Origin of the sequence: Paractinoplanes deccanensis (assembly GCF_016862115.1) — a bacterium.
Classification (GTDB): Bacteria; Actinomycetota; Actinomycetes; order Mycobacteriales; family Micromonosporaceae; genus Actinoplanes; species Actinoplanes deccanensis.
In genome coordinates this window covers 73359-91201 of the sequence record NZ_BOMI01000121.1, presented here as the reverse complement: position 1 = coordinate 91201, position 17843 = coordinate 73359, and the positions used below count along the sequence as shown (strand labels likewise).

Sequence of the window (17843 nt, the reverse complement as noted above, 5' to 3'; positions counted from 1 at the left end):
CGCGGCCGGGCCCCCGGTTCAGCGCAACGACTCGCGCAGCTGCGCCTTGAGGACCTTGCCCGCCGAGTTGCGCGGCAGCCGGTCGCGCACCTCCAGCCGGTCCGGCTGATACCACTCGGTCATCCCGCGCCCGGTGAGGAACTCGCGCAGGCCCGCGAGCGACGGCACCGGCTCGTGGGCGACGACCACGGCGCACGGGCGCTCGTAGCCGGTCTCGTCGAGGTAGCCGACCACCGCGACGTCGTCGATCGAGGGATGCTCCAGCAGCTCGCTCTCGACGTCGTTCACCGGGATCAGCAGGCTGCCGCCGATGCGGTCGGCGACCCGGCCGAGGATCCGGATGCCGCCGTGGCCGTCCGGCCGCGCCAGGTCGCCGGTGTCGTACCAGCCGTCGTCGTGCTCGGCGAGCACCCGCAGCCGGCCGCCGTCACGGCCCAGCGTGGCCAGCGCCACCCCGGCGCCGCGCACGAACAGCCGCGCCGCCCCTTCGCCGTCGAGGGTGCGCAGGCCGACCTCCAGGCCCGGGCCGGGTGAGCCGTCGCTGGCCGTGCCCCGGTCGGCGGGGTCGGTGGCCCGGGTCCAGGTCTGCGCGGCAACCTCGGTCATCCCCCACAGCGTACGCAGCGCGACGCCGAGCACCTCGGGCACCTCGCGGACCAGCCGCGGCGGGACGGTGGTCGCCCCGGTCACCGCCAGCCGCAACGGGGGCAGGGGCGCCGGGTCACGGCGTACGGCTCGCAGGAGATCCTGGAAGAAGACGGGCGCGGCGAACATGACGGTGACGTGGGACTCGCGCAGCAGCCGCAGGCCCGTCTCGCCGTCCCACCTGTCGAGCACCACCGACGCCGCCCCGGCGAGCAGGGGCATCGTGATGCCGTAGAGGATGCCGCCGATGAAGGTCAGCGCGTGCGGGATGAACATGGTGTCGCCCGGCCCGACGCGCTCGGCCGCGGCGATCGCCGAGATGCCGGCGTAGATGGTGTTGAAGCTGTGCACCACGCCCTTGGGCTCGCCGGACGTGCCCGAGGTGAACAGCACGATCGCGGCCCGGTCCGGGTCCTCGTCCGCCGCGCCGAGGCCCATCGGGTGGCGGCGTTCCCAGGCGGTGCGCTCGAAGTACTCCTCGAAGCTGATGTCGCCGCCGGCCGCCCCGCCGAGCAGGACCCGGTGCCGCACACCGGGCGCCGCCGCCGCGAGGACACCGGCGTTGGCGCCGACGGTGACGCAGACCGTCGCGCCGGTGCGGGCGAGCATCTTGGACAGCTCGCGCGGCCCGATCGTGGGCAGGATCGGCGCGGTCACCGCGCCGAGGCGCGCGCAGGCCAGCAGCAGCGCGCTCACCTGCCAGACGTTGGGCAGCCAGACGGCCACCACGTCCCCGGCGCGCACGCCCAGGGAGTGCCGGGCGGCCGCGAACCGCTCCACCCGCAGCGCGTAGTCGGCGTAGGTGAGCGTCTCGCCGGCGGCGCCGTCGCGGTACTGGACGATCGCGGTGGCGCCCGGTTGCTCGCGCCGCCACCGGTCCAGGTCGGCGATCGGCCCGGTGTCGCGCCAGACACCGGCGGCACGGTAGCGGCGGGCGAGGTCGGCGGGCGCGCGGAAGTCGCGCAGAACATCGGTCACACCTCCCCGGGGGTGGCGGGTTCACCGCGGGCGTGGGCCGCTTCAGACGCGGAAGTGGCCGACCAGGGTCTGCAGCCTTCGCGCCGTCTCGGTGAGCTCGGTGACCGCGTCGCGCGACTGGGCGACGCCCTCGTTGGTGACGCGCGACGAGCCGGCCAGGCCGTCGATGTTCGCGGCGATGCCGCCGACGCCCTCGGCGGCCGCCGCGACGCCGCGGTTCATCTCGGAGGTGGTGGCGGTCTGCTCCTCGACCGCGCTGGCGATCGTGGTCTGGAAGTCGTTGATCTGGGTGATGACCGAGGTGATCTCGCTGATCGCCTCGACCGCGCCGGCCGTGTCGGCCTGGATCTGCTGCACCCGGGCCGAGATGTCCTCGGTGGCGCGGGCGGTCTCCTGGGCCAGCTCCTTGACCTCGCCGGCGACCACGGCGAAGCCCTTGCCGCTCTCGCCGGCGCGGGCGGCCTCGATGGTGGCGTTGAGCGCGAGCAGGTTGGTCTGCTCGGCGATCGAGGTGATCACCCGGATCACGGTGGCGATCTCGGCGCTCGAGTCGCCGAGCTTGCCGACCTGCTGCGTGGTGCGCTCGGCGATCGAGACCGCCTGGTTGGCCACCCGGGCGGCCTCGGCGGCGCTGTGCGCGATCTCGGTGATGGCCACGCCCATCTCCTCGGCGCCGGCGGCCACCGTCTGCACGTTGTGCGACACCACCGAGGCGGTCTCGGCGACCAGCTCGCTCTGCCGGGCGGTCTCGGCGATCGCGCCGCTCATCGACTCCGAGGTCGACGACATCCGCTCGGAGGCGCCCGACACCTCGCCGGCCGCGCCGGTCACCTCGCTCACCACGCGCCGCAGGTCGGCCAGCGCGGTGTCGAGGTCGTGGGCCATCAGGCCGACCTCGTCGCGGGTGGTCACGTCGGCCGTGACGGTCAGGTCGCCGCGCGCCAGTCCCTGCAGGGCGCGGCGCACCCGCACGAGCGGCTTGGTGACCGACAGCACCACGATCCAGGCAAGCCCGATGACGACGAGCGCGGCCAGGCCGACCGCCGCCCACATCAGGTGGTTGCCGTTGGCGCGCTGGGCCGCGGAGGACTCCTCGGCGGCGGCGACGACCCGCGCGAACTCGTCGCGCGCGTTCTCCAGCACGGCCGACACGAGGTAGTTGTCGACGCCGATCTGCGCCCAGCCGAGGCGGGCCGTCGACGGGTCGTTCACGGCGCCCGCGACGTACCGGTCGATGACCGCCATGTACTCGGTGTAGACCTCGCTCAGCTTCGCCACGGTCGTGGCCTGCGCCGCGGGCAGGTCGACGGCGGCCAGGTCGGTGAGCAGCGCCTCGGTCTGCTTGATCTGGTCCTCGAGCTTGTCCTGCTCGTCGGCCGGGTTCTCGCGCACGATCGCCTCGAGGCCGCTGGACTTGAGCTCGCTGGCCATGCGGTTGAGCTGCAGCACGTACGTGCCGGCGAGGTTGAGTCGCTGCAGGCGCTCGGCGGTGCTGTTGGCCTGCGACGACGACCAGGTGCTCACGGCGAGACACGTGATCAGGCCGAGAATGCTGATCACCACCAGGCCGGTGAGTTTGACCGCGACGGGTCGGTCGAGGAACGCTGCCGCGATCCTCGTCTGCATGCGGCTCACGCCAGGTCCGATTCCTTGTAGTATCCACCGTCGATCAGGACCGTCTTGAGGTTGGCCTTCTCGACGCTGACGGGCTGGAGCAGGAACGCGGGCACGACCTTGACCCCGTTCGCGTACGTCTTGTTGTCGTTGATCTCGGGGGTCTCGCCGGAGAGCACCCGGTCGGTCATCTGCACGGTCACCTTGGCCAGCTCACGGGTGTCCTTGTAGACCGTCTGGGTCTGCACGCCCGAGTTGATCAGCTTGACCGAGTCGAGCTCGGCGTCCTGCCCGGTGACCACAGGCACCTTCTTGCCGCGTTTCTGGATGGTCTCGATGATGCCGCGCGAGATGCCGTCGTACGGCGAAAGGACCGCGTCGGGGTTGCTGCCGGCGCTCAGCAGCTTCGCCATCCGGGTGGCGGCGATCGCGCCGTCCCACTGGGCCGTGGTCACCTGGGCGAACTGGGTCTGGCCGCTGGGCACCCGCAAAGTGCCCTTCTTGAGGTACGGGTTGAGCACGCTCATCGCGCCGTTGAAGAAGAACCGGGCGTTGTTGTCGTCGGCCGACCCCGCGAACAGCTCGATGTCGTACGTGCGGCTTGCCTTGGCGAGGCCCAGATGCTTGACGATCGTCTGCCCCTGGAGCACACCGACCTTGAAGTTGTCGAAGCTGGCGTAGTAGTCGACGTTCGCCGACTCGCGGATCAGCCGGTCGTACGCGATGACCGGGATGCCCTTGTCGTGCGCGTTCGCCAGCTGCGTCTTGAGCTGTGTGCCGTCGATCGAGCCGATGACCAGCGCGCGGTCGCCCTCGGCGATCATCGCGTCGAGCTGGTCCTGCTGCGTGCCGACGTCGTTGTCCGCGTACTGCATGTTGACCTTGTAGCCGAGGGCCTCGAACTGTTTGACCATGTTGTCGCCGTCGGCGATCCACCGCGCGCTGTCCTTGGTCGGCAGCGCGATCCCGACCGTGCCCGGATCGGGCGCGGCGGCCATCTCGATGTCGTCGCCGGCGCAGGCGGTCACCCCCGCCAGCAGTACGGCGGCGATCGCCGTCGCGCAGCGCCTGAGCATCCCGACCTCCCGTTGTAGGGCTCATTGCCCTGTTCGGCCGCGTTTCTCGGTCCCTGAGCGCCTTCGCCCACCTGACTCAGCCGATTTTTCCGGGGTCGCCGATCTCGCTCGGCCGCCGGGCCGCCCGCCTCAGGCGACCTCGTCGTGCTTCACGGTCGCGAACGACTGGCCCGGGTAGCGCAGCGTCGACAGCCACAGGTTGTTGTGCGCGACGATCTGCGCCGCCCCGATGCGCACGCCGTCGTGCTCCGCGTCCTCGGTGGTGTGGCAGTCGGCGACCAGAGTGACGTCGTAGCCCTCCGCGGCGGCGCGCTGGGTCGTCGCCCGGACGCAGAAGTCGGACTGCGCCCCGGCGACGATGAGGTGGTCGACGCCCAGGCGGGCGAGCGTCTGCTCCAGCGCGGTCGCGGCGAAGGCGTCGCGGAAGGTCTTGGCGACCACCGGCTCGCCCTCGGCCGGGCTGAGCGGCTCCGCGAGACGCCAGGCGTCGCTGTCGCGGTCGAGGCCGGCGCCCTCGTGCTGGATCCAGATGACCGGCTTGCCGGCGGCCCGCGCCCGCTCGACCAGCACCGCGGTGCGCCCGAGCACCGCGTCCCGGTCCTGGCAGTCCCTCAGGACGCCCACCTGCATGTCGATCACCAGGACGCCGTCGCGCCCCTGCCGTCCCAGCGTGCTCATGCCCGCATAGTAACGGGTCGCTTGGTCAGCGCTCCTTACGCTCCCGGATCACGTCGACGCCCGTCTCGCCGGGCGCCTCCGGCTCGCGCTCCACCCGCTCCACCTCGGCGAAGCCCGCCTTGATCGCCACGGCCGCCGAGGCACCGTTCGCCGCGTCGTGCCGGATGGCGACCCGCTCCACCCCGGGCAGGCCCAGCGCCACCTCGGTCACCGCCCGCACGGCCGCGGTCATGTAGCCGCGCCCGGTGAACGGCGTGCCCATCCAATAGCCGATCTCGAGCGTGCCCGGCCCCATCCGGCTCATCAGGCCGATCGACCCGGCCAGATCGCCCTCGGCGGTGAAGACGGCGTAGTTGAACTCCTTGCCCTCGTCCCAGTTCGCCGTCGACCGCACGATGTAGTCGCGGGAGGCGGCGAGGTCGTAGGCCTCGGTCGCCCACGGCATGAACGGGGAGAGCTCCGGAAGCGACTTGCGCACGACGGCGGTGGCCTCTTCGGCGTACGCCGGCACCCAGCGCCTGAGCACCAGGTCACCGGCATCGATCGTCTCGGGTGGCTGCATGGCGCACAGCGTCCTCCGCCGCCCGCCCACCGGCAACCCCGTTTTCCGCATGCACTTTTGGGTATTGGCGTGCGTCAATGCCGCGGTCGGATTGTCGATGATTCTTCCAGAGATTCCGCCGCGGGGAGACGGCCTCCCGCCGCCTCCCCGCACGCCGGCCGGTCAGTACCACTGCTGGTTCGCGCCGCCCCAGCAGTCCCACGTCACCACCTTGGCGCCGTTGTTCGCGTTGAACGCGTAGATCTCCAGACACTTGTGGTTCATGACGCTGCGGATCTGCTTGCCGTCGCGGTACCACTTCTGGTTGGCGCCGCCCCAGCAGTCCCACAGCACGACCTTCGCGCCGTTCGCGCCGTTGAATCCGTAGATCTCCAGGCATTTGTGATTCATCGCGTTGCGGATGTACTGGCCGTCCCAGTACCAGCCCTGGTTCGCCCCGCCCCAGCAATCCCAGGTGACGACATCGGCGCCGTTGGCGTTGTTGAAGGCGTACAGCTCCAGGCACTTGTGGTTGAGCTCGCTGCGGAACGTGATGCTCGTGGCACTGGCCGCCGTCGTCGGCGCCATCACCAGCACGGCCGCCGAGGCCACCACGGCAAGGCGGCGCAGCATGGAATGAGCTTTCATGGCGTTTCCCTGTCTCGTTGTTCCGATGGGTTCGCCGCGGCTTTTCTTTCCCGGGATTTCGCGTTCAACATATTCCCGATCCAGCACCGCCCACCGGCAAACGCCCCCGATGTCAGATGGCGGACAGCGCCCATTCCTCGCCTCTTGCCGCCATGCCTACGGCAGGTGTGGCTCCGGGTGGCCGAACAGGTAGCCCTGGCCGTGGTCGCAGCCGGCCTCGCGCAGCGCCTTCTCCTGCTCGACGGTCTCGATCCCCTCGGCGGTGACGGTCAGGCCGAGCGCGTGGCAGAGCCCCACGACGTGCCGCACCACTGCGATCCGCGCCGCGCTGTCCCGGGTCGCGCCGTGCCGCGTCGCCTCGACGTGGGCCCCACTCTCGCGGGCCGCGCCGTGCGGCACGTCCGAGGCGCGGGGCGCCTCAGGGTCGTCGGCCTGGTCCGTGTGTGCCGTGGCCGGGGCCGTGAGGAACTCGGCTGCCAGCTTCACCTCGGCGAACGGCAGGGTGACCAACTCGGCGAGGCTGGAATAGCCGGTGCCGAAGTCGTCGAGGGCCAGCCGCACGCCGAGGCCCGCGAGTTGCGACAACACCGCGCGGTGCTCGATCACGGCGGCCGTCTCGGTGATCTCCAGCTGGAGGCGCTCCGCCGGCATGCCGGTGCGGTGCAGCACGTCGGCGACCCCGGCGACCAGGCCGGGGACCGCGAGCTGGACCGGCGACATGTTAACGCTCATTCGCAGGTCGGGTCGGGCCGCGCCCGCACGGCATGCCTGTTCGAGCAGGTTCTGGCCGAGCTCGCGGATAACGCCTGTTCGCTCCGCGATGGGAATGAACTGGCGCGGCCCGAGCCGGTCCCAGCGGGCCAGCGCCTCGACGCCGATCACCGCGCGGCCGGCGAGCCGGACCAGCGGTTGGTAGTGCACCGTGAACTCCCCGGCGGCCAGCGCGGCCGGCAGCAGGGCCGCCAGCCGGTGCCGCCGCCGGTCGTCCTCGGCGCGGCCCGGCTCGAAGACCCCCGGGCCGCGCTCGTCCTGCCGCGCCCAGCGCAGCGCCAGCCGGCAGTCGTGCAGCCAGCCGTCCGGGTCCGTGCCCGCCGCCGGGCGTTCCACCACGCCCACGCTCACCGGCACGTCGGGCGCCAGCAGCCGCACCGCCCGATCGGCCAGCTTCATCACGTCGTCCACCCCGGCCGTGCCGGTGACCAGGATCGCGAACTGGTCGTCGGCGAGATGCGCGAGGAGCCCGAGCGGCCGCAACCGGTGTCCCACCTCGGCGAGCAGCTTCGTGCCGTTCTCGTGGCCGAGCGTGTCCGTGAGCTCGTCGTACCGGTCGAGGCTCACCAGGCAGAGCCCGAGCCGCTCCCCCGGCCGCGCGGCGATCACCTCCGCCAGATGCTTGCGCAGATGCTGCTCGTTCGGCAGCCCGGTCCCGGGCCGGTGCAGCAATGCCCGTTGCAGCTGCCGCTGAAGGTCGAGCTGCACCGCCCGCCAGTGGATCTTCTCCGCCCGGTTCATCTCCTCGGCCGCCCGCAGCGCCGCGTCCCGCTGCGCTGTCACAAAGCCGGTGACGAGCGTGTCGAGCAGCGCCAAGACACGCCCTCGCACCCCGTCACCGGCGTCCTCGGGCGCGATGGCGGCCGGGAGGCGACCGGCGAGCAAGTGAACGGTTGCCCCGATGACCGGCGGCGCGGACATGCGCAGGTCGACCAGCTCGGCGCCGATCCGGGCGCCCCGGGACGGGTCGAACGGCTCCGCGCGCACCGCGGCGACGAACTCCTCCAGCAGGTCCCGGAGCGCGGCGCGGGCGCGCGATCGCACCCCCGGAACGAAGCCCGCGGCGACCACCCCGCGCAACCAGTCGGCGGCGATCCCCGCCAGGGGATCATTCGCGGTCATCAGTCACTTTTCCGGGCGACCAGGACGAGCGCGGTCGGCTGCGGCGGGTCGTCCGACTCGTCCGGGTCGGGGTGCCACTCGGTCGCGCTGACCACGCCCGGCTCGACGATCTCGAACTGCTCCCCGACCAGCGCGGCGATCTCCTCCCGGGTGCGGATGACCACCGGCGTCGGTGTCTTCTCGTACAGCTGCCTGGCACGCTCCTGCGCCGCGCGCCCCGCCGGCGTCACCTCCGGCCCGAGGTGCGAGACGACCAGATAACTTCCGGACACCAGCGGCTCACCCAGCCGGCGCAGGATGCCGGCCGGGTCCGCGTCGCCGGGCACGAAGTGCAGCACCGCCACGGTCAGCACCGCGACCGGCTCCGAGAAGTCGAAGAGATCGAGCACCTCGGGGTGGTACAGGATCCCGTCCGGCTTGCGCAGGTCGGCCTCGATCACCCTGGCGTACGGGTTGCCGCTGAGCAGGCTGCGGCTCTGCTGCACCGCGATCGGGTCGATGTCGACGTACATCACCCGCGCCTCGGGGTTCGCCTCCTGGGCGACCTCGTGCACGTTGCCGAGCGTCGGGATGCCCGACCCGATGTCGAGGAACTGCCGGACACCCCGCTCGCTCAGCCAGCGCACCGCCCGGCCCAGGAACGCCCTGTTCGCCCGCGCCACGAGCCGGGCCTCCGGGAACATCGTCTCGACCCGGTGCCAGAACTCTCTGTCCACGGCGAAGTTGTGCACCCCGCCGAGCGTGTAGTCGTACACCCGCGACGCATCCGGCACGGTGACGTCCACACCCTCCGGCACCCACCCGTACGGCTCGCTCATTTCCGCCCCAATGCTCGGCTCCCGGACCACCGATCATTGAAGTACGCGGATGCCCGCAAGGCCAGCATCTATGTCCGATTGAGACAGTTGTGCGCGATCAGCCCAGATGATCGCAGACGTTGTCCCGGCTCCCCCGCACCATGGTGACCGTCCGATAACCATCCGCGGCGATCCGCAGCCGGTACACACCGTCGATCACCCAGAGCCCGCGCGGAATGTTGCCGCCGCCCTCCCGCACGCCGAGAAGCACCGGCCCCACCACGTTCCACGTCTCACTGCCGTCGGCGTGGTGCTCCACCAGCGCACTGCCGCTCACATCGGCGTCGTACGACCGCCCGTTCCCGCTGTTGGTCACCCGCACGACGAGCGCCCCCTTGTAGGCGTCCCAGTGAATCGAACCGTCCGGATAGCGCCGCAGAACCTTGGTCACCACCTCATCGACCACCGGCTCCGCCCGAAACGCGAAGTCACAGGTGAGCCCCGCCGCCTGCGAGAACGGCGGGGTGGGCGCGGGCACCCAGCCACTGCCTTCGTCACCCTCGAACTCGTCGCGACCCACGACCGGATTCGCGGAGACACGGCTCCCCCGATCAGCCCCAGCCGAGACGCGACTCTCCCGCCCGGCCCCAGCCAGGACGTGGCTCCGCTGCCCGGCCCGTGCCGCGACGTGGCTTTCCTGGCCGACCCCAGGCAGGACGTGGCTCCGCTGCCCGGCCCCTGCCGAGACGTGGCTTCCGCGCGCAGCCACGGCCAGGTCGGGACTTTCCAGCTCAGCGCCCGCCGCAGACGCAGGAGAAGCAAGGCCGGCAAGAAAGGTGGCGGCCGCAGCGGCCGCGGTGATTGTTCGTCGCATGCACCCACCCTCACGTGAACCGCTGACCATGCCCTGACCACAGCCGATCACCGCGGGCCCGCGATTCCGGGGCAGCCCGTGGGGGTGGCGCCCGTCCCTTGCAGCGGACTCGCCACACCCCGTCAGGCATCCTAGGAGGCTAGGCTCCTCGTCCTTGCCCGCCGACCGGAGCCGCAGGCCCGCACGGCTACGCCCAGCGTGTTGATTCCTCACGTTCCCCGGATGAACGGCCTCACCGAACGCGGCGACGCCGCCCGGCGCGGTGATCCCTCACGTCCCTGGACGACCGGCCATGCCGGCGCTCACCGGGCGCGGCCGCGAGAACTCCCGCCCACCGGTCGTGCCGCCGGCGGCGAATGGCGGTTCACGGTTATAGGCTTCGATGCGATGGAGTTCCGGCTGCTGGGCGCGTTCGAGGCGAGCGTTCGAGGGCACCCGATCGCGGTGGGCAGGCGCCGGCAGGAGCGGTGCCTGCTGGGCATCCTGCTGCTCGCCCGCGGGCGGGTCGTGACCCCGGAACGCCTGGCCGACCTCCTGTGGAGCGGCGAGCCTCCGGCGGCGGCCCGGTCTGCCGTTCAGACCTACATCGGACGGCTGCGCCGCGCCCTCGCTGACCACGGGCTGACCATCGAGACTCGGCACGACGGCTACCGGGTGGACATCGCCGGGCACTTGCTCGACGTCGACGACTTCGCCGAGCGGAGCAGGGTCGCCGCGGAGGGCACCGACGCCGCGGAACGGGTCCGGCTCTGGGACGAGGCGCTCGCGCTGTGGCGGGGCCCGCTGCTCGCGGACGTGGCCGACGACCGGCTGCGGGAACGCCTCGGCGCCCACCTTCGGCGCGATTGGCTGCGCGCCACCGAGAGCCGGGCCGGCGACCTGCTGGCCATGGGCCGGCACGAGCGGGTCGTGTCCGCCCTCGAAGCGGTCGTCGAGCACCACCCCACCGAGGAACGCCTGGTCGCCCAGCTCATGACGGCGCTGCACCGCCAGGGCCGCACGGCGGAGGCCCTGCACCGGTACGACCTGACGGCCAAGGCGCTGCGCGCCGACCTCGACGTCCCGCCGAGCGAGTCCCTTCGCGACCTCCGTGCCCGGATAGCCCGCCGTGACCCGCGCCTCGAGCGCCCGCCCGCGCCCGCCTACGCGGTCCGCGTACGAGAGGAATGGCTCCCCTGGAACGTCGGGGGACATCCGGCATTGGAGTTCTGCAACACCTACGCGGGCTGGGGCGGCCCACCGCACTCCGCCGGCGAATGGCTGGGAAGTTATCCCGCGCTCGCCGCATGGTCCGAACAGGTCGGCCTGGTCGACGCCACCACCGTGTCGGCCCTGCTGCGCCTCGCCCGCCGCGGCCCGCGAGCCGCCACTGCCGTCCTGAGCGAGGCCAAAAACCTGCGTTCACTTCTGTACGCCGTCCTCACCGAACCACGAAGTGAACGGGCGTTCGCCGCCGTGGCCGCCTACGCCCAGGCCGCCGCCCGAGCGTCCGTCCTCACCCAGGACGCCGCCGGCCTGGCCCGCTGGGAGCTCTCCCCCACCGCCGGCCTGAAGATCCCCTTGCACGCCGCCGCGAACGCCGCCGCCGGCCTGCTGGCCGACCCGCGCCGCTTCACGGTCTGCGCCTGCCCCGCACCGAACTGCGGCTGGCTCTTCCTCGACGAGACCGGCCGCCGCCGCTTCTGCAGCATCGCCACCTGCGCCCGTTGACCAGCGCTCCGGCCGCTCACCCCGGAGAGCCGACGCCTCACGTCCGGGTGATGAACCCGATCCGCGGCACGTCGCGCACCGGTGATCCGTTTCCCGGATGAGCAGGAGCGGGTCGCCCGTTCAGGCAGGGCGGATCTCCACTCATGGAGGCCCGGTGGCATCCGGTCGGCGGGTTATGCGGTGCACGGCCGTTGACAAGGCTCACGCGGGTGAATCCGCCACCCGCGCAGGACCCGTGGTCCGGCCACGGCGCCGTCCCTCCGGACCGGCAGCCGCCCGCCCCACCGGGATACGACCCGGCCGCAGCCCCGCCGGGGCATGATTCGGCAGACTCCCCGTTCCACCCGGGTACGGCACCCGTCCCGCCCGGACACAACTCGGCACCCGTCCCGCCCGGACACAACTCCGCACCCGTCCCGCCCGGATACGGCTCGGCGCCTGTGCCGCCCGGACACAACTCCGCACCCGTCCCGCCCGGACACAACTCGGCACCCGTCCCGCCCGGATACGGCTCGGTGCCCGTCCCGCCCGGACACAACTCCGCACCCGTCCCGCCCGGACATGCCTCGGCGCCAGTCCCGCCCGGGCAGGAGCCGGCGGCTCCTCCGCCGCCCGGATACGTGCCGGCGCCTCCGCCCGGTCAACGGCCGCCGGTCATTCCGCCCGGCGGCGCGGCGTCGCCCCGGCCCTGGCACGGCCGCGCGACGCCCGGGAACGGCGAGCCCGTGCCGCCCGCCGCCGGATATGGCCCCTATGGACACGGCGCGGCCGCGAACGCCTACGGGTCGCACGGCCTCGGCGCGCCCGCGGACGGATACGGCACGCACGGCGGCGCGTACGGCCCTCCTGTCAACGGGTACGGGCCGGGCGCTGCCGCGGCTGGGCCGCCCACGCAGGCGTACGGGACAGTGGGTGGTCTGCCGGTGAAGCCGCCGTCGCGGTGGAAGGCCTGGCACAAGGTGACGCTCGGCGTGGTGGGTGTTCTCGTGCTCTGCCTCTGCGGTGTCGCCGTCTTCGCGCCGGACTCGGACCCGAACGACAAGGACCAGCCCGAGCAGACCGCCGCGGCGCAGGACGTGGCCGAGGTCCCGACGACCCTGCCCGCGGCGCCCACGACGACCGCGCCCACGTCGGCCGCGCCCGCCACGACGCAGGCGGCCAAGGCACCCGCGACGACGAAGCCCACACCGACGCGCAAGCCGACGACCAAGCCCACCACGAAGAAGGCCGTCTACTACGCCACCTGCGCCGAAGCCCCGGGCCCGCTCCGCGTGGGGGACCCGGGCTACCGCAAGGGACTCGACCGCGATGGTGACGGCGTCGCGTGCGAGCGGGGTGGCGGCGACGCCGACGAGCCGGTCGAGGAGCCGACGGCCGAGGACCCGGGCGACAGCGACGGCGGCGGCACCGATCCCCGGTTCTCCACCTGCACCAAGGCCAAGGCCGCCGGCTACGGGCCGTACACCCAGGGCGAGGACCCCGAGTACGACTGGTACGACGACCGCGACAACGACGGCGTCGTCTGCGAGTAGACCCACCGTTGCAACTACTTTGCGATTGCAAGTTGGCGGCGTGATGCTCGCGACAATCGCGGGCGTCACGCCGCGAACGCCATTTAACGTGCGCCGCTGGAGATCACCAAGGGGGCCTTGACGCCCGCCGCGCGGATGCTGGTGGTCTACCAGTTCGGACTCTGCTGGGCTGCTCCATGGTGCTGCCGTTCCTGGCCACCTATCCGCGCGACGACCAACAAGGTCTTTACATCCTGGGCGGTACGGCGGCCGACCGCACCGATCCCCGCACGCTCATCGCGCTCGGCTGCGGCCTACGGGTCGTCTCGTTCGGCCTGCCCGCCACGGTCACCTCACCTCCCGGAAGTTAATCGCTGTTCGCCCCGCACTTCACCTGGAGCCGTCGGCCGGCGGAACGAGGCCGGCCGGCGAGACCGGAACGACTCGCATCGTGGTGGCCCGCGCCGGAGGGCCGACCAGCAACGGCAGGAACCGGGGCTGGTCGCCGTACTTCGCCTCGTAGGCGCGGTCGACGGCGTCCCGCGTGGCGTCGTCCTCGACGAGGCTCACCGTCACCGGCACCGGGCCGTCCGGCGTGACGAAGGACAGACGACCTTCGGCGGACACCCGCCTGTACCAGGCGGATGCCGTGCCGTGTGAGGAGCGGATGTAGCCGGCGCCGTCCGCCTCCACGGCCCAGATCGGCGTGCGGTGGTGGCCCGCCTCGATGAGGACCGTGTCGGTGTCGCGCAGGTATGCGAGCAAGGAAGCCATGCCGCCAGCCTGCCCGCCGCCGCCACGACGGCCATCAGTCACATGACCGATGACCGGGGGCGCTCCCCCGTAACTTTTCCGAAAGATGCCCTATACCCATCGCGGCGTTCCTCTGTTAGCGTTCACACCACCTGAGGTGCGCTCGCCCGCGCGCCGCGTCGTCGTGTGATGTTATCGCTAACAACGCACGCCTCGTGGAGGTGGTTCCCCCGATGTCTGACCAAACGTCGTCCGACCAGCCGCGATACACGGTCGGCGTCGACTTCGGCACGCTCTCCGGCCGGGCGGTCGTCGTGCGCGTGCCGGACGGCGCCGAGCTCGGCTCCGCCGTTCACGAATACAAGCACGCCGTGCTCACCGAGGCGCTTCCGGACGGCACGCCCCTCGGGCCCGACTGGGCGCTGCAGGTGCCCTCCGACTACGTCGACGTGCTCAAACAGGCCGTACCCGCCGCCATCGCCGCCGCCGGTGTCGATCCGGCGCACGTGGTCGGCATCGGCACCGACTTCACCGCCTGCACGATGGTGCCCACGCTCGCCGACGGCACGCCGCTCAACGAGCTGCCCGCGTGGGCGAGCCGCCCGCACGCGTACGTCAAGTTGTGGAAACATCACGCCGCCCAGCCGCAGGCCGACCGCATCAACGCGCTCGCCGCCGAGCGGGGTGAGACCTGGCTTCCCCGGTACGGCGGGCTGATCTCCTCGGAGTGGGAGTTCGCCAAGGGCCTGCAGGTCCTCGAGGAGGACCCCGAGGTGTACGCGGCGACGGCGCGCTGGGTCGAGGCCGCCGACTGGATCGTCTGGCAGCTCACCGGAAGCTACGTGCGCAACGCCTGCACGGCCGGTTACAAGGGCATCCGTCAGGACGGCGCCTACCCGTCGCGCGAGTTCCTCGCCGCGCTCAACGAGGACTTCGCCGGCTTCGTGGCCGACAAGCTCGACCAGCCGATCGGCGAGCTGGGCCAGAAGGCCGGCGTCCTCTCCGCCGAGGCCGCCGCCTGGACCGGCCTGCACCCCGGGATCGCGGTCGCCGTCGGCAATGTGGACGCCCACGTGACCAGCGCGGCCGCGCGGGCGCTCGACCCGGGCCAGATGGTCGCCATCATGGGCACGTCCACCTGCCACGTCATGAACGGCGCCGAGGTCCGCGAGGTGCCCGGCATGTGCGGCGTGGTCGACGGCGGCATCGTGGCCGGGCTCTGGGGATACGAGGCCGGCCAGAGCGGCGTCGGCGACATCTTCGGCCACTACGTCGACCGGCTCGGCGCCGAGTGGACCCACGCGGTGCTCACCGAGCGCGCCGCCCGGCAGCGCCCCGGCCAGCACGGCCTGATCGCGCTGGACTGGCACAACGGCAACCGCTCCGTGCTGGTCGACCACGAGCTGTCCGGCCTGCTGATCGGCGAGACCCTCGCCACCCGGCCCGAGGACGTCTACCGCGCGCTGATCGAGGCCACCGCCTTCGGCACCCGCAAGATCGTCGAGACGTTCAACGAGGCCGGCGTGCCGGTGCGGGAGTTCATCGCGGCGGGCGGACTGCTCAAGAACCAGCTGCTCATGCAGATCTACGCCGACGTGCTGAACATGCCGTTGTCGGTCATCGGGTCCGACCAGGGCCCGGCGCTCGGCTCGGCCATCCACGCGGCCACCGCCGCCGGCTGCTTCCCCGACGTCCGCACGGCCGCCGAGTCGATGGGCCGGGTGGAGCGCGAAATGTATACACCGGATCCAGCCGCAGCGGCTGTATACGACGAGCTGTACGCGGAGTACTCGGCGCTGCACGACTACTTCGGGCGCGGTGGCAGCAAAGTGATGCGCCGTTTGCGCGCGATCCAGCGCAAGGCCCTTGTCTCGGAGGAGAGCCGATGACCGTCACGACGGACGTTCGCGACACCATCGCGGCGCTGCGCCGCCAGGTCGCCGACCTGCACGCGGAGCTGCCCCGCAACCAGCTCGTCGTGTGGACCGCCGGCAACGTCTCGGCCCGCGTGCCGGGGCGGGACCTGCTCGTCATCAAGCCGTCCGGCGTCTCGTACGAGAAGATCACGCCGGACGCGATGGTGGTCACCGACCTCGACGGCGTGCTCGTCGACGGCGAGCTGAGCCCGTCGTCGGACACGGCCGCGCACGCGTACGTCTACAAGCACATGCCCCGGGTCGGCGGCGTCGTGCACACCCATTCCACGTACGCGACCGCGTGGGCCGCCCGGGGCGAGGCGATCCCCTGCGTCCTGACGATGATCGCCGACGAGTTCGGCGGTGAGATCCCGGTCGGGCCGTTCGCGCTGATCGGCGACGACTCGATCGGGCGCGGCATCGTCGAGACGCTGCGCGAGCACCGCTCCCCCGCCGTGCTCATGCGCAACCACGGCGTCTTCACCGTCGGGCGCGACGCCAAGTCGGCCGTGAAGGCCGCGGTGATGTGCGAGGACGTCGCCCGGACCGTGCACATCTCGCGACAGCTCGGCGCCCCCGTGCCGATCGAGCAGCACCACATCGACTCGCTCTACGACCGCTACCAGAACGTCTACGGACAGGAGCCCGCGAAGTGACCACCACGGTGGGGAAGCCCCAGATCTGGTTCCTGACCGGCAGCCAGCACCTGTACGGCCCGGACACGCTCCAGCAGGTCGCCGACCAGTCCGCCGACATCCAGCAGCAGCTGGTGGCGGGCGGGCTCAGCGCCGAGATCGTCGGCAAGCCGGTGCTCACCGACTCGTCCGCGATCCGCCAGGTGATGCTCGAGGCGAACGCGGACCCGTCCTGCCTCGGCGTCATCGCGTGGATGCACACGTTCTCGCCCGCCAAGATGTGGATCACCGGCCTGGACACGCTGCGCAAGCCGCTGCTGCACCTGCACACGCAGCACAACCGGTCGTTGCCGTGGGCCACCATCGACATGGACTTCATGAACCTGAACCAGGCCGCGCACGGCGACCGCGAGTTCGGCTTCATCCAGGCCCGGCTCGGAGTGCCGCGCAAGACGGTCGCGGGGCACGCCGGCGACCCGTCGGTGGTCACCCGGGTGGATGCGTGGATCCGCGCCGCCGCCGGCTACCAGCATCTGCGGACGCTGCGGCTGGCGCGATTCGGCGACAACATGCGCGACGTCGCGGTCACCGAGGGCGACAAGGTCGAGGCCGAGCTGCGCTTCGGGGTCTCGGTCAACACGTACGGGGTGAACGACCTCGTCGCGGTGGTGGACGCCGCGCCGGACGACGCGATCGACGCGCTGCTCGCCGAGTACGCGGACCTCTACGAGCTGGCGCCGGAGCTGGCCCGGGGCGGCGAACGGCACGAGTCCCTGCGGTACGCGGCAAGGATCGAGGCCGGCCTGCGGCAGTTCCTCACCGAGGGCGGCTTCGGGGCGTTCACCACGAACTTCGAGGACCTCGGCGGCCTGCGGCAGCTACCCGGCCTCGCGGTGCAGCGGCTGATGGCCGACGGCTACGGCTTCGGCGGCGAGGGTGACTGGAAGACGTCGGCGCTGCTCGCGGCGGTGAAGGCGATGGGCGGCGCGGCGTCGTTCATGGAGGACTACACCTATCACTTCGGCCCCGGCGACCCGAAGATCCTCGGCGCCCACATGCTGGAGGTCTGCCCGTCGATCGCCGCCGACCGCCCCCGCGTCGAGATCCACCCGCTGGGCATCGGCGACCGCGAGGACCCGGTGCGCCTGGTCTTCGACGCCGCCCCCGGCCCCGGCACGGTGATCGGCCTGGTCGACCTGGGCGACCGCTTCCGCCTGGTGGCCAACAGCGTCGAGGTCACCGCCCCCGACGAGCCGCTCCCGGCGCTGCCGGTGGCCCGGGCCGTCTGGAAGCCCGCGCCGTCGCTCTCCACGTCCGCCGAATGCTGGCTCACCGCGGGCGGCCCGCACCACACCGTCCTGACGAAATCCGCGTCGCCGGAGACCCTGCGCGACTTCGCCACCATGCTCCAGACCGAGCTGCTGCTCATCGACGAGGACACGACCACGCACGACTTCACCGACCGCGTCCGCTGGAACGCGGCCTACTACCGCCTCTCCCGCCCCTTGTAGCCACTCCCCTCGCGGCGGGCCACGCCCACAACCGTCCGTGGCCGTGGCCCGCCGCGCCCCCCC

General features: G+C 72.0%; 16 protein-coding genes. 6 read left to right on the top strand and 10 right to left on the bottom strand.

The genetic code is table 11. The features are described from left to right. Window positions 1-18: 18 nt before the first annotated feature. The 9 genes from Ade02nite_RS30730 to Ade02nite_RS30690 all read right to left on the bottom strand — a co-directional run bounded on the left by Ade02nite_RS30730 (window position 19) and on the right by Ade02nite_RS30690 (window position 9450). A complete protein-coding gene (locus tag Ade02nite_RS30730) occupies window positions 19-1623 on the bottom strand; it encodes an AMP-binding protein (protein WP_203771547.1) in 1605 nt (534 codons plus the stop codon). 42 nt (window positions 1624-1665) lie between these two features. Continuing rightward, window positions 1666-3249 carry a methyl-accepting chemotaxis protein gene (locus Ade02nite_RS30725; protein WP_203771545.1) on the bottom strand — a complete coding sequence of 528 codons (1584 nt, stop codon included), beginning with the start codon at window positions 3247-3249 and terminating at the stop codon, window positions 1666-1668. Window positions 3250-3254: 5 nt separating this feature from the next. Next, window positions 3255-4313: a multiple monosaccharide ABC transporter substrate-binding protein gene (gene chvE / locus Ade02nite_RS30720; protein WP_203771543.1), complete on the bottom strand. Its 1059-nt coding sequence runs from the start codon at window positions 4311-4313 to the stop codon at window positions 3255-3257. Window positions 4314-4442: 129 nt separating this feature from the next. After that, window positions 4443-4991, bottom strand: a complete 549-nt coding sequence (locus tag Ade02nite_RS30715) for an isochorismatase family protein (RefSeq protein WP_203771541.1) — start codon at window positions 4989-4991, stop codon at window positions 4443-4445. A gap of 25 nt (window positions 4992-5016) precedes the next feature. Further along, entirely contained in the window at window positions 5017-5553 is a 537-nt protein-coding gene (locus Ade02nite_RS30710) for a GNAT family N-acetyltransferase (RefSeq protein WP_203771539.1), read from the bottom strand. A gap of 162 nt (window positions 5554-5715) precedes the next feature. Beyond that, a complete protein-coding gene (locus Ade02nite_RS30705) occupies window positions 5716-6180 on the bottom strand; it encodes an RICIN domain-containing protein (RefSeq protein ID WP_203771537.1) in 465 nt (154 codons plus the stop codon). A gap of 156 nt (window positions 6181-6336) precedes the next feature. Further along, window positions 6337-8073: a putative bifunctional diguanylate cyclase/phosphodiesterase gene (locus tag Ade02nite_RS30700; protein ID WP_203771535.1), complete on the bottom strand. Its 1737-nt coding sequence runs from the start codon at window positions 8071-8073 to the stop codon at window positions 6337-6339. Beyond that, window positions 8073-8891: an SAM-dependent methyltransferase gene (locus tag Ade02nite_RS30695; RefSeq protein WP_203771533.1), complete on the bottom strand. Its 819-nt coding sequence runs from the start codon at window positions 8889-8891 to the stop codon at window positions 8073-8075. Before Ade02nite_RS30695 ends, Ade02nite_RS30700 begins: the two co-directional genes overlap by 1 nt. Window positions 8892-8988: 97 nt before the next feature. Further along, a complete protein-coding gene (locus tag Ade02nite_RS30690) occupies window positions 8989-9450 on the bottom strand; it encodes a hypothetical protein (RefSeq protein ID WP_203771531.1) in 462 nt (153 codons plus the stop codon). A 681-nt stretch (window positions 9451-10131) separates the two neighbouring features. Here Ade02nite_RS30690 and Ade02nite_RS30685 point away from each other — a divergent pair. From Ade02nite_RS30685 to Ade02nite_RS30675, 3 genes are all read left to right on the top strand, one after another. After that, window positions 10132-11454, top strand: a complete 1323-nt coding sequence (locus Ade02nite_RS30685) for a BTAD domain-containing putative transcriptional regulator (protein ID WP_203771529.1) — start codon at window positions 10132-10134, stop codon at window positions 11452-11454. 725 nt (window positions 11455-12179) lie between these two features. Continuing rightward, window positions 12180-12986: an excalibur calcium-binding domain-containing protein gene (locus Ade02nite_RS30680; RefSeq protein ID WP_203771522.1), complete on the top strand. Its 807-nt coding sequence runs from the start codon at window positions 12180-12182 to the stop codon at window positions 12984-12986. A gap of 176 nt (window positions 12987-13162) precedes the next feature. Continuing rightward, the gene (locus Ade02nite_RS30675) at window positions 13163-13336 is read left to right on the top strand and encodes a hypothetical protein (RefSeq protein WP_203771520.1); all 174 of its coding nucleotides are present in this window, start codon (window positions 13163-13165) and stop codon (window positions 13334-13336) included. 19 nt (window positions 13337-13355) lie between these two features. Here the strand turns inward: Ade02nite_RS30675 and Ade02nite_RS30670 are convergent, their stop codons facing one another. Continuing rightward, window positions 13356-13739 carry a DUF2255 family protein gene (locus Ade02nite_RS30670; RefSeq protein ID WP_203771518.1) on the bottom strand — a complete coding sequence of 128 codons (384 nt, stop codon included), beginning with the start codon at window positions 13737-13739 and terminating at the stop codon, window positions 13356-13358. Window positions 13740-13951: 212 nt separating this feature from the next. On the opposite strand from Ade02nite_RS30670, the gene araB reads away from it, so the two are divergent. Genes araB through araA form a run of 3 tightly spaced genes read left to right on the top strand, consistent with a single transcriptional unit; the run spans window position 13952 to window position 17780 of the window. Beyond that, entirely contained in the window at window positions 13952-15607 is a 1656-nt protein-coding gene (gene araB, locus Ade02nite_RS30665; RefSeq protein ID WP_203771516.1) for a ribulokinase, read from the top strand. Then, window positions 15604-16290 carry an L-ribulose-5-phosphate 4-epimerase gene (locus Ade02nite_RS30660; protein WP_203771514.1) on the top strand — a complete coding sequence of 229 codons (687 nt, stop codon included), beginning with the start codon at window positions 15604-15606 and terminating at the stop codon, window positions 16288-16290. Before araB ends, Ade02nite_RS30660 begins: the two co-directional genes overlap by 4 nt. Further along, entirely contained in the window at window positions 16287-17780 is a 1494-nt protein-coding gene (gene araA, locus Ade02nite_RS30655) for an L-arabinose isomerase (protein ID WP_379036687.1), read from the top strand. The genes Ade02nite_RS30660 and araA overlap by 4 nt, the downstream gene beginning before the upstream one ends. Window positions 17781-17843 lie beyond the last annotated feature (63 nt).

Bases quoted from the DNA above. Each gene is read 5' to 3' on its own strand.
- Ade02nite_RS30725 (WP_203771545.1), bottom strand. From the start codon at position 3,249: ATGCAGACGAGGATCGCGGCAGCGTTCCTCGACCGACCCGTCGCGGTC.
- chvE (WP_203771543.1), bottom strand. From the start codon at position 4,313: ATGCTCAGGCGCTGCGCGACGGCGATCGCCGCCGTACTGCTGGCGGGG.
- Ade02nite_RS30715 (WP_203771541.1), bottom strand. From the start codon at position 4,991: ATGAGCACGCTGGGACGGCAGGGGCGCGACGGCGTCCTGGTGATCGAC.
- Ade02nite_RS30710 (WP_203771539.1), bottom strand. From the start codon at position 5,553: ATGCAGCCACCCGAGACGATCGATGCCGGTGACCTGGTGCTCAGGCGC.
- Ade02nite_RS30705 (WP_203771537.1), bottom strand. From the start codon at position 6,180: ATGAAAGCTCATTCCATGCTGCGCCGCCTTGCCGTGGTGGCCTCGGCG.
- Ade02nite_RS30700 (WP_203771535.1), bottom strand. From the start codon at position 8,073: ATGACCGCGAATGATCCCCTGGCGGGGATCGCCGCCGACTGGTTGCGC.
- Ade02nite_RS30695 (WP_203771533.1), bottom strand. From the start codon at position 8,891: ATGAGCGAGCCGTACGGGTGGGTGCCGGAGGGTGTGGACGTCACCGTG.
- Ade02nite_RS30685 (WP_203771529.1), top strand. From the start codon at position 10,132: ATGGAGTTCCGGCTGCTGGGCGCGTTCGAGGCGAGCGTTCGAGGGCAC.
- Ade02nite_RS30675 (WP_203771520.1), top strand. From the start codon at position 13,163: ATGGTGCTGCCGTTCCTGGCCACCTATCCGCGCGACGACCAACAAGGT.
- Ade02nite_RS30670 (WP_203771518.1), bottom strand. From the start codon at position 13,739: ATGGCTTCCTTGCTCGCATACCTGCGCGACACCGACACGGTCCTCATC.
- araB (WP_203771516.1), top strand. From the start codon at position 13,952: ATGTCTGACCAAACGTCGTCCGACCAGCCGCGATACACGGTCGGCGTC.
- Ade02nite_RS30660 (WP_203771514.1), top strand. From the start codon at position 15,604: ATGACCGTCACGACGGACGTTCGCGACACCATCGCGGCGCTGCGCCGC.